The sequence below is a fragment of the Christiangramia marina genome (assembly GCF_048285865.1).
GTDB classification, from domain to species: domain Bacteria; phylum Bacteroidota; class Bacteroidia; order Flavobacteriales; family Flavobacteriaceae; genus Christiangramia; species Christiangramia marina.
The window spans coordinates 1,263,432-1,274,506 of record NZ_JBLVTK010000001.1 but is presented as its reverse complement, the minus strand read 5'-3'; the positions used below and the strand labels follow the sequence as shown (position 1 = coordinate 1,274,506).

General features: G+C 39.9%; 10 protein-coding genes. 1 reads left to right on the top strand and 9 read right to left on the bottom strand.

Going from position 1 to position 11,075, the window contains the following annotated elements; translation table 11 throughout:
- Positions 1-64 precede the first annotated feature (64 nt).
- From ACNKXS_RS05940 to ACNKXS_RS05915, 6 genes are all read right to left on the bottom strand, one after another.
- On the bottom strand, positions 65-418 hold the full coding sequence (locus ACNKXS_RS05940) for a SpoIIAA family protein (RefSeq protein ID WP_417920038.1): 354 nt from the start codon (positions 416-418) through the stop codon (positions 65-67).
- Between the two features lie 68 nt (positions 419-486).
- Positions 487-669: a CPXCG motif-containing cysteine-rich protein gene (locus ACNKXS_RS05935; protein ID WP_405200349.1), complete on the bottom strand. Its 183-nt coding sequence runs from the start codon at positions 667-669 to the stop codon at positions 487-489.
- Positions 670-671: 2 nt separating this feature from the next.
- Entirely contained in the window at positions 672-2,006 is a 1,335-nt protein-coding gene (locus ACNKXS_RS05930) for a TolC family protein (protein WP_417920037.1), read from the bottom strand.
- 33 nt (positions 2,007-2,039) lie between these two features.
- Positions 2,040-5,273 (bottom strand): efflux RND transporter permease subunit, encoded by a 3,234-nt coding sequence (locus tag ACNKXS_RS05925; protein WP_417920036.1) that lies wholly within the window; start codon positions 5,271-5,273, stop codon positions 2,040-2,042.
- A complete protein-coding gene (locus ACNKXS_RS05920) occupies positions 5,270-6,442 on the bottom strand; it encodes an efflux RND transporter periplasmic adaptor subunit (RefSeq protein WP_417920149.1) in 1,173 nt (390 codons plus the stop codon). The genes ACNKXS_RS05925 and ACNKXS_RS05920 overlap by 4 nt, the downstream gene beginning before the upstream one ends.
- 50 nt (positions 6,443-6,492) lie before the next feature.
- A complete protein-coding gene (locus tag ACNKXS_RS05915) occupies positions 6,493-8,409 on the bottom strand; it encodes an ABC-F family ATP-binding cassette domain-containing protein (protein ID WP_417920035.1) in 1,917 nt (638 codons plus the stop codon).
- A gap of 67 nt (positions 8,410-8,476) precedes the next feature.
- On the opposite strand from ACNKXS_RS05915, the gene ACNKXS_RS05910 reads away from it, so the two are divergent.
- Positions 8,477-8,860 (top strand): DUF983 domain-containing protein, encoded by a 384-nt coding sequence (locus ACNKXS_RS05910; protein WP_298527048.1) that lies wholly within the window; start codon positions 8,477-8,479, stop codon positions 8,858-8,860.
- Here ACNKXS_RS05910 and ACNKXS_RS05905 read toward each other — a convergent pair.
- The 3 genes from ACNKXS_RS05905 to ACNKXS_RS05895 form a co-directional block, all read right to left on the bottom strand.
- Positions 8,857-9,927, bottom strand: a complete 1,071-nt coding sequence (locus tag ACNKXS_RS05905; protein ID WP_417920034.1) for an NAD(P)/FAD-dependent oxidoreductase — start codon at positions 9,925-9,927, stop codon at positions 8,857-8,859. The two genes, ACNKXS_RS05910 and ACNKXS_RS05905, sit on opposite strands and share 4 nt — an antisense overlap.
- A 58-nt stretch (positions 9,928-9,985) precedes the next feature.
- Positions 9,986-10,879, bottom strand: a complete 894-nt coding sequence (gene porN / locus ACNKXS_RS05900) for a type IX secretion system ring subunit PorN/GldN (RefSeq protein WP_295180748.1) — start codon at positions 10,877-10,879, stop codon at positions 9,986-9,988.
- A 12-nt stretch (positions 10,880-10,891) separates the two neighbouring features.
- On the bottom strand, positions 10,892-11,075 hold a 184-nt coding region (locus ACNKXS_RS05895), incomplete at its 5' end, for a GldM family protein (protein ID WP_417920033.1).

Below are 11,075 nucleotides of genomic sequence, written 5' to 3'. Positions count from 1 at the left end.
TCCCGCGCTATTGGACGGCAAATATAAGACGTTTTTTAGTTTCTAACCAAACTTTTTTAAAAAATTATACTGAAATCCATTGGAGAGCAACCAATCTATCTTTGACATCATAAGTCCTCACCTCTACATTTAGAAATATATCGCTCACATTCACAGCATTTTGAAACCACGAACTATCTGTCACGATAGCTATTGTAGCGAAAAGATCTGCGTTAGAATATTTAAATTTTATTCCTTTTAGAAGTGCCTTAAAACTAATTTCATGACCTTTTTCAAGCTCTAAATAGACATTTAGTTTATCGTATTGTTTAAAACGAGCTTCGATCTCTAGAATTACTTCGTCTAAAACTTTATCGGTAAGATCTAAGTTGATAATAATTCCAATCACATGACCTGGAAGATCGAAAGTTGCTAACATGGTTGATGGCGTAGGGTTAGCTGCTAAGATAGTTGAAAAAGACTTCGGGTTCGCTGAGTTAACAAGAATTATTGCTCTATTGGCTGAGCTTCAAACATCTGCAGTTCGTTCGATTCAAACTCTACCTGGAATTCTATAGGATTGCAACAAGTTTCGCAATCCTCGATATAAGTTTGTTTTCGCACAGAAGGATCCAGAAGTACAGAGACTTCTTCCCAACAGTAAGGACATTGAAAGAAATGTTCGTACATAGCTAGAGATTTACATTTAGCAATTGCCCCGTTAATTGTAAAACCTGCAATTCTGCCAGTTTAGCATCATACTTGGCAAGATTGAGACTGGTTCTGGCATCTAATAGATTGATCTGTGCCTGCCTGAATTCTATAGAAGAAATCCTTCCAAGTTTATATTGCTCTTCGGAGCGATTGAAGTTATTCAGGTTCGTTTCAACGTTTTCTTCCTGAACTTTCAGAATAAACAGCTTGTTTCGATAATTTCCGAGGGAATTCGCGATATCGCGTTGAACCTGACTGATTAATTGTTCTTTCTGAATTTGCTGATTCTGATATCTTATTTTAGAATTTCTAACCTGAATATTTCTAAAACCTCCATCAAACAAATCCCAGCGTAAACTAACTCCAGCAGCAAGTCCATCTGTAGTTGTCGTACTACCCGGAAAGAAGGCCGTTGCAGCACTTCGGTTCAAATTCCAGCCATATGATCCAGTAAGATCTATGGAAGGCAAATAGCCGCTCTTATTGATCTTGATATCGTAGTCACTAATTTCCAGACTTTGCTCGATCTGTAGCAGCGAAACATTATTAACTTCAGCTTCAGTAACAAAGCTATCCAGTTCAAGGTCACTTATAAAAGTCACTGTAGTATCCACGGAAAATTCGTTCGCAGTTATTTCTCTATTCAGAAGTACATTTAGATCCCGCTTGGTATTCTTCAGCAATTGTTTGGTTTCTATTAAAGAAATACTATCGTTATTCACGTCTACCCTCGCATTCAGAACCACAAGATTGTTCGCCTGCCCATATTCAAATTGATATTGAGCACGAGTTACACGATTCTTTGATATTTCCATAGTCTCCTCCAGAACATTGATGTTTTCTGAAAGTCTGGCAACCTCATAATACACACTCATGATCTGGAGAATGGTATTTTCTATAGTTTCACGGGCTTCCAATTGAGAGAGATCATATTGCTCCTGAAGACTTCTATAATTATACAAACGTCCCAGGCCATCAAACAAGGTGTAGCCTAAATTTATGGAGGCGTTATATCGGTTACTTTCGATCCCGCGTTGATCTACCGTTTCCCCATTTTCAGGTTCTGTAACACGATCATTCAGGTCGTAATTTGCTCCGGCGAGTCCCGTAAGTGTCGGTAAATAGCCAGAATTTAAAATATTCTGATTGTTATCGGCAATTTCGACATTATTCTCAGCGATTCTTATTCCAAAGTTCTCATCCAGAGCTCTGGAAATAACTTCCTGCTTGGTAAGCAGGCTATCCTGTGCAACACAACCAACACTCCAAAAAAGTGCGATTAAAAAGCTTAGGATAAATTTTCTTAATCTCATTCGAAATTTTTTATTCTGAAGTTCAATTATCTTCTAGTAATTCTGATTCCTATTCGCCTCGTCGATCTCACTCTGTCGTTCATCTTCGTCATTTTTCTCCTTGATCGCTCTTTCAACAGATTCACGACTCACTTTATTCCCGGTTTTCAACCACTTAGCTCTGGCTTTACCTGAATTGGTAATGGACAGCAATAATGGCAACACCAGTAAAGTTAAGAAGGTTGCTACAAAAATTCCGTACGCGATTGATATTGCCATAGGCTTTAAGAATTGCGCCTGTCTGCTTTTTTCTAGAAGTAATGGTGCAATACCTGCAATGGTTGTTAAAGAGGTAAGGAAAATAGCTCTAAATCGCGATTTTCCGGCTTCAATAAGTGCTTTCTCGAAGCGCATACCTTCCCGCAAATAGGAATTGAACTTCCCAATAAGAACAAGTCCGTCATTTACCATAATTCCCACCAGTGCAATGATCCCAAGTAATGAAAGAATATTTACAGGGAAACCATGAATATAATGACCCCATGCTACACCAATGATACTGAATGGAATCATAAGCATTAGCAATAATGGCTGACTATAGCTTCTAAACGTAAAAGCGATCACCGCATAAATCAAAAACAAAATGATAGGAAAAACTTTTTCCGCAGATTTAGTCAGTTTTTCCGCTTCGCGATTCTGCCCCTCATAAGAAACAGATACACTAGGATATTTTGATAAGATATCTGGAAGTACGTTTTCTCCAATATTCGCAATAGCATCGGTAGAACTGGCATCCGGATCATCCATATCTGCCTCTACCCTTATTTCGCGAAGTCCTTCCAGGTGACTTATAGATTCTGTACCACGTCTAATTTCATAAGTAGCGATCTCACCAAACGGCACCCGGTTTCCATCTGGAGTTACAATGCGCATATCATCCAGATCATTGATAGACTCTCTATTCTCCCGATCGTAACGAACCCATACTCTAATTTCATCCTGCCCACGCTGAAATCTCTGCGCCTGTAATCCAAAGAATCCTGCGCGCACCTGGCTCATTACTTCTCTAAGATTTAATCCTAAGGCATATGCATTTTCGTTAAGATTAATCGTGATCTCTTTGATACCATCAGGATCTGTATCTGTTACATCTTTTAGCGTAGAATTCTCTTCCATCGCCTCTTTCAGTTCTTCCTTGGCAAGCTCAAGTTCCTCCAGGTTGTTTCCTAAAAGGGATACAGAAACCGGCTTTCCGCCAAAGTTTCCACCGCTACCAAAGGTTAAACGCTCAACTCCGTAGACCTGTCCTACTTCATCTCGAATTGCATTGGTAATTTCAGGAGAACCAAAATCCCTTTCTTCTCCCGGTAACAAATTCACTCTTAAAGATGCTTTGTTATTGCCCGGTCCAACTCTGCGAACAATATTCTTAACGACCTGCTTATTTCCGGTCTGGCGTTCAGTAAAGTCTTCGTTCACTCTCCATGCAGCATCCTCGACCATGGAAATAATACTATCTGTCTTCTTAGGATTTGTTCCTTCCGGCATCAATAGATCTATACTTACCCGGTCGCTGGCGATACTTGGAAATAAAGTGACGTTCACCACGCCACCCATTACAGAACCTACTGTTAGTATAAATAGTGTGATCAGGATAGAGAGACTTAGAAACCTGTGTTCGACTGTAGCGCGTATAACAGGTTCGTATAGCTTATCCCGTAGATAAGCCATCAATTGATCCCCGTATTTATTAATGATCCTTAGTTTCAGAAATAATCTCGAAAGGCCTTTCTTCTTTTTCTGTTCTTCTTCAGTTTCCCGAACTAAAGCCCTCGAATGGGCAATATGCGCTGGTAGTATAATTAATGCTTCGACCAAAGAAACGACCAGGGTCAAAATAACTACGGTACTAACTTCTCCAAAGAATTCTCCAATTCGGCTATCTAAAAACAGGAATGTGGAAAATGCAAGAATTGTCGTAATGATCGCGGATAGAATCGGTGGTAACACTTCCATTGTTCCATCAATGGCCGCCTGCACCGGCTTTTTACCTCGTTCGTAATGCTGATAGATATTCTCAGAAATAACGATCCCGTCATCTACAAGGATCCCGATCACGATGATCATCCCAAATAATGAGAGGACATTGATAGTTACCCCAAGTCCCGCGGCGAAAATGAACATTCCAAGAAAGGAAATAGGAAGCCCGAAAGCCACCCAAAATGCCAGCCTGGTATTCAGAAAAAATGAGAGAAAAAGAAGCACTAAAATAATACCAACCGCTCCATTCTCAATTAGCAGTTGCGTTCTTTGATTTAGCGTGATACTACGGTCATCTTCCACGATGATCTTTAGCGTATCATTTTTCTCATTAAATTCTTCTACATAATTACGAACCTTTTCTGCGGCTGAAATAAGATCCTCATTATTAGTCGTAGATATATTAACGCTTACCGCGATTTGTCCATTGATATAAGATGCATTCGGGGTTTCTGAAAACCTGTCGCGAATAGTTGCCACATCTTCCAGGGTAACCGTAGTCCCATCGGCTTGTGACTTTACTACCAACTTATTTAATTCCTTTCCGTAGTAGGAGCGATTATCTGCACGAATCAGGAAATCTTCTTCCTGTGTTTTAATACTACCACCGGTGGTAAGTATATTGGCCTGTGCAACAGCCTGGGCAACTTCAGTAAAAGTAATATTGAAGGCCAGCAGGTCATTTTCATCGACTGCAATTTCGATCTCTTCTTCAGGAAATCCAGACAGTTCAATTTGAGAAAGACCGTCCATAGCCCTTAGATCATATTCGATCTGCCTTCCTATTTGCTTTAAAGTTGCAAGGTCCACTCCCTCACCGCTCACAAAAAAGTCAAAAGTCTCACGGATATTTTCCTGTTTAGCAACTACCAATGGCTCCATGCCCGACGGAAAATTGGGAACTCTATCTACTGCGTTCTTCACTTCGGAAAGCATCACATCAATATCTTCGTCTGAATCTATTTCCACTGTGATGCTACCACCATTCTCTCTTGAAACTGAAGTTACCCGGTCTACTCCCACCAGGCCTTTGAGGTTATCTTCAATTTTAAGAACAATTCCTTCCTCAATTTCTTCAGGTGCTGCTCCGGGATAGGTAACATTGATGGTTATGATCTCAGATTCGATCAATGGGAAAAAAGATGATTGCATTCGCAACATTCCCACAACTCCAAATATGACAAATGCGATGATCATGACATTCACCGCAACGTGGTACTTTATAAAGTAACTTATGATACTTCTCATTGTACCTTGCTTTCAGAATTTGAATTAGAACTAGCTGCAGTATCTGCCGTATTATTTTCCTCAGCGATCTTTACCGGCATCCCGTTGTATGCTCCGGACACCTGCCTTGTAACGATTACTTCACCATCTGGCACGCCCTTGATCACCACTTTGCGGTCTGAAAAATATACCGGCGTCACTTCGATAGTTTTTAATACTGAATCCTGAACGGTAAAGATCTCATTTCGATCGTTCACCAGGCTTCGATCAATTTCGATGGCATTTTCCTCATTTCTTGCATCCAGATTTGCCTGCATGTACATACCTTCTTTCAAACCTTCGGCAGCCACTTCGATAAAAACATTTACAGTTTGTGTTGCCTGATCAATCCTGGCGTTAATCCGGCTTACTCTACCTTCGTAAGTTTTGTTACCACTATTATCGGTAAGACTTACTTTTTCACCAACCTGCAAGAGATCTGCATACTGTTTTCCTATTGAAACCTGAAGTTCATAAACTTCGGGATCTATGAATTCTCCCAGTTTCTGTCCGTTTCGTATCAAAGTTCCCTCGGTAACCAGTGCTTCGGTTAGAACTCCATTAAATGGTGCAGTGATCCTGTACTTTACCAGGCGCTGCTCAAGGTTTTTGATATTGAAATATGCGGAATTAATTCCACGACCGCTTATAAAATATCGCTCTTTATCATTAGCTGATTCTGGCAATGGCGGGATAGAACTATTAACATCGAGATTGTTTAAATATTCCTGCCACTTCGGAAAGATCTCCGGGTAATCCAGTCTAAGATCTGGCATGATCGCTGTGATCTGGTTATAAAGTTCACTTTTTGCCGATTGTACACTTGCTTCGTATTCTGCCGCATCGATCTTCAAAAGTGTCTGGCCTCTTTTGTATGCCTGTCCTGCTTTAAAATCCTGAGAACTATAGCGAAACACTCCCTGAACTTCTGCGTAGAGTTCTACCCGATCTTTCGCAACCAGGTTCCCGTTCGCGGGAATTTTTATAGCTATAGAAGAATTTTGAACCGTATCTACGAATACCGTTTTTACGGTCTTCTGAATGTTTGGTTTAGGCTGTTCTTTGCTGTCTATGATAGCCTTTGCCCCAAAAATGGCACCTACTATGAGCACGACGCCCAGTAGAGAAAGTATGATCTTGCGTTTATCCATGGTAGTCGTTGGACTCAATTAAGCCCCGATAGTTTAATTAAAAAATCTAATTAGCTGATTTCTTCCAGGCTGAATTGAATTTCTTCCCATTCCTTCATCAAATTCTCCAGTTTCTTTTTTGATTCGTTATACTTGTTCAAAAAATCTGATCTGGTGATTGTTTTCTCATAATTTTGAGCCAGCTCCTTATCCTTAGACTTGATATCTTTTTCAAGCTTAGTGATCTTTGCTTCTACTTTGCTCAATTGGTTCTTAAGTCTTTTTGCCTCTTTCTGATCTTCAAAAGAAGACTGTTTATTTTTGGTCTTGTCCTGCTTGTTTTTTCTGCCTTTGTCGGACTTCTCCACAGCTCTCATATCCTGCATCTTTCTTTGATCAAGGTAAAAATCCAGATCCCCAAGATACTCTCTGATCTTATGATCACGAAATTCGTAAACTCTACTCGTGAGCCCTTGCAGAAAGTCCCTGTCGTGAGAAACGATGATTAGCGTACCTTCAAAATTCTTCAAGGCATCCTTCAATACGTTTTTGGATTTAATGTCCAAGTGATTCGTAGGCTCATCCATTACCAGAACATTGAATGGTTCCAGCAACATTTTACACAAGGCCAGCCTGTTTCTTTCTCCACCGGAAAGCACTTTCACTTTCTTTTCAACTTCATCTCCTCTAAAAAGAAATGCACCAAGCATATCTCTTACTTTCGTGCGGTTCGTTTCATTGGAAGCATCTTCCATAGTTGCCAACACGGTCTTTTCCCCATCTAGATATTCGGCTTGGTTCTGGGCAAAGTATCCAAGTTGTACATTGTGGCCAAGTTTTAAAGTTCCTTCATGTGATATTTCACCTATGATGATCTTTGCCAGTGTTGTTTTCCCCTGTCCATTCTGACCCACAAATGCGATCTTACTTTGTCTTTCAATAAGTAGTTCAACATCTTTAAGAATCTGCTTCTCTCCGTAAAACTTCTGAAGATTCTCTGCCTCAATAACAACCTTCCCCGGGGTTACCGAAACCGGAAAATTTACGCTCATTACTGAATTATCATCCTCATCAACTTCAATACGATCTATTTTATCAAGCCTTTTAATAAGTGATTGAGCCATGGAAGCCTTACTGGCTTTAGCCCTAAATTTATCGATCAGTTTTTCTGTATTCTCAATTTCCTTCTGCTGATTCTTCTGAGCTGCAAGTTGCTGCTCCCGTAATTCTTTTCTGAATTCTATAAATTCAGAATAAGGCTTTCGATAATCATAGATGTGTCCCAGAGAAATTTCAATACTTCTATTGGTTACATTGTTCAGAAACATTTTATCGTGAGATACCAGCATCACACAACCCGTATAATTATTTAGAAAACTTTCCAGCCAGATGATACTTTCGATATCAAGGTGGTTGGTAGGCTCATCCAACAACAAAATATCATTACTCTGTAGAAGAAGTTTTGCCAGTTCAATACGCATTCTCCATCCACCGGAAAAAGTCTGGGTTAGTTTTCCAAAATCCTCGCGTTGGAACCCAAGTCCCTGCAAAACCTTTTCAGTTTCACCTTCATAATTATAACCACCAATGATCTCATACTGATGAGTGATCTCACTTAGATCTTCGATCAATTGACTATAGGAATCACTTTCGTAATCTGTTCTGGTAGCAAGTTGTTCATTGATATGCTCCATTTTCGCCTCCAGCTGCTTAATTTCTGCAAATGCCTGGTGAGCTTCATCGATCACAGTTCTCCCCTGTTCAAATTCCAGATCCTGCTTTAAAAAACCAATTCTAAGTTCTTTATCCTTAGCGATCTGCCCGGTATCATATTCCTGTTCTCCGGAAATGATCTTTAACATGGTGGATTTTCCAGCCCCGTTCTTTCCAATAAGACCTACCCGATCTCCTGCACCCAGTCTAAAACTTACTTCTTTAAAGAGATATTCACCCTGGAACGATACTGATAAATTATGAATATTGAGCATTTTGTAACTATTGTAACTTTAGAATTCGTGCAAAGATGCTTAAATTTGAATTGCAAAAAAAACGATCATCATGCTTAAAGGAACTAAAGTTTATAGTATTGTCACCGGCACCTGTCCTGTGTGTCAGGAAGAAAGCATGTATAAAGAGCAAAACCCCTATAAACTCAACCGGGTTTACGAAATGCACGAACGTTGTAGTAATTGTGGCACGAAGTACAAAATAGAGCCTTCATTCTTTTACGGGGCTATGTATGTAAGCTACGGTTTAGGAATCGCCTTTGCGGTGGCAGCTTTTGTGATTGCATACGTATTTCTAAGTGCTAGCCTCTTAGCTTCCTTTTTTGCAATTGTTGGTACCCTTATTGTGTTTATGCCTGTGATCATGAGGTTGTCACGTAATATCTGGATAAACCTCTTTTTCAGTTATAAGAAGAATGCAGGTAAGGCCTAGGATCTTTTAAAATATCTTTTCTGAAACCTCGCAATATCAATTTCTTTTTCTAGAGTAGAATCCTCAAGTATATGATCAGCCAATTTTGGCGCGAGATAAGGGGCTATTAGGACACCCCGACTACCAAAACCGTTGAAGCAATACATAGTATCAAATTCAGGGTGTTTTCCAACTACAGGACGTCTATCTCCCGAAGTAGGACGTATGCCTGCCACCTGGTCCACTACCTCATAACTTGCATTGACAACCTGTTTTAAGGAAGCTTCCAGTTGCTCCCTAGCTTCTGAAGTTGGTTCTGGAGTTTTATCATGATTATTATAGGTGGCTCCTACCTTGTACAGGTCATTTCCCATAGGCATTATAAAAACTGAGGCTTTGATGGCAAATTCAAGCTTAAGTTCTGGTGATTTGATAATAATGTATTCACCCTTATTCCCGTGTAGTGGAAAATAGTTGAAAAACGGATTCTTGGTGACACCGAATCCTTCGCAGAAAATAATATGCTTTGCATGTATATCCCTGTACATTATGCAGTCACTATCCATTTTGACAAGATCGTAGTCAAACTTTTCAGCGATCAATTGCTGTTTCTTCTGAAGCTGATCTCGATAGGCATCTAACATAACTTCGGTATCGATGTTTCCGGTATGCATAACGCGTCCAAACCCATAATCTGTCTCTACTGAAGGATTAGAATTCTTTACCAGCTTTTGATCCAGAAAAGGTGCTAGTAAGGGTTTGTCTGCAGCTACGAACCAGTCATTTTGCTCTTCTATTGAATAAAATCTTCTATAAATATCCCAGTGATGTATAAACTCCTGCTGTAGTTCCTGTTCCAATTCAGCATAAAATGGAATAGAAATTTCCATTTGTTCTTTAGCTTTCCATGCGGGCGTAAATCGCTTTAGAATAACTGGATTAAAAATACCTCCCGCAACATACGAAGAGGTTTGGGAGCTGTTATCAAAAGTGATAAAGCTTTTACCTCTTGAATGTAGTTCACGGCTAATAGCCAGCCCGGCAAGACCAGCCCCTACAATTATAAAATCTACCTTTTTATTTACCATGAAATTAAAATAAAAAAAGCGCTCCTAGAAGAGCGCTTTTCAATATTAAAAAGTGATGTTAGTAACTCCACATATCCTGTTCAAAGTTTCGAATTTGCTCTTTGATTCTCTGAGATTCCAGCAGTTGCATAAATGCATTATCTGCGATATACTCATCGATCTCACGGTCACCCTGAACATTATCTTCTTTGTAGATGACACCATCAAAACGCCTGGCGTTCAATAAGTGATCGAATGTAATGGTCTGCGCCGTGTTACCTCCGGTGAATACCAGTGCATCATGAAGAACTTCACGCGCATCTGGATACCATACCCAGAATAACTCAACCAAATCTGTTTGTCCTGAATCTATAAAGTTAACATCTGGTGCTACCGGAGCAATCCCTAGAATTCTATACTTTAATTCTGCAAGACGCTTATCAAAATACCAGATCCCACGAATATGATATTCTACGATATCTGCAGCTCCAAGATCGCGACGATCAATGAATTGAGCATCTACCTCTTCCCCTGCATTATACTGTTCGATCCCGAGATCTGTTGTGTCCACTTTGGAAATAGTAGCACTAATATCTTTTAAAGTACGTTTTTCAGTAAAATAAGAATCGGCGTAAACGTTTTGAATCTTCCCTTGTTTGATAGCTGAAGTAAGCACATCATACAATGACCTTCTGCTAGAACCAATATTATTGGTATCTATTGGATAGTACATTGGAAAGTTCACTCTTTCATCCAAATCTATGATCTCCCAGGTTCCTTTGGACCATAAAATATCACGGTCTCCAACGTACCCATATTCGAGAGGTTTGTCTTCCTGATCTACCATAGCCTGAGCTTGCGATTTCTTCCCGATGTCCTCAGGTTTATTCGCATTCAGGATGTTTGCCTGACCGAAAGAAGAAGCACCCATCATCATCACAAAACCATAAACAAAAATTTCTTTCAAGCTCATTATATTCAATTTTTAGTTTGTAAGCTCAATTACGACTGGCGCAACTTTCTTAAGCTTATAACTTGAGTTCCCCTGCAGGGAAGCATTAATATCATAAATCTGAACAGATTCACCTCTACCAGCTCTTCTAAGAGCGGCCTTAGCCCTGTCATCAAGTCGACTACCATTTACGTTGATCGTTGGCTGACCAGGTACC

Excerpts from the sequence above, each read along its gene's own strand:
- ACNKXS_RS05940 (WP_417920038.1), bottom strand. The coding sequence starts at position 418 with ATGTTAGCAACTTTCGATCTTCCAGGTCATGTGATTGGAATTATTATC.
- ACNKXS_RS05935 (WP_405200349.1), bottom strand. The coding sequence starts at position 669 with ATGTACGAACATTTCTTTCAATGTCCTTACTGTTGGGAAGAAGTCTCT.
- ACNKXS_RS05930 (WP_417920037.1), bottom strand. The coding sequence starts at position 2,006 with ATGAGATTAAGAAAATTTATCCTAAGCTTTTTAATCGCACTTTTTTGG.
- ACNKXS_RS05925 (WP_417920036.1), bottom strand. The coding sequence starts at position 5,273 with ATGAGAAGTATCATAAGTTACTTTATAAAGTACCACGTTGCGGTGAAT.
- ACNKXS_RS05920 (WP_417920149.1), bottom strand. The coding sequence starts at position 6,442 with ATGGATAAACGCAAGATCATACTTTCTCTACTGGGCGTCGTGCTCATA.
- ACNKXS_RS05915 (WP_417920035.1), bottom strand. The coding sequence starts at position 8,409 with ATGCTCAATATTCATAATTTATCAGTATCGTTCCAGGGTGAATATCTC.
- ACNKXS_RS05905 (WP_417920034.1), bottom strand. The coding sequence starts at position 9,927 with ATGGTAAATAAAAAGGTAGATTTTATAATTGTAGGGGCTGGTCTTGCC.
- porN (WP_295180748.1), bottom strand. The coding sequence starts at position 10,879 with ATGAGCTTGAAAGAAATTTTTGTTTATGGTTTTGTGATGATGATGGGT.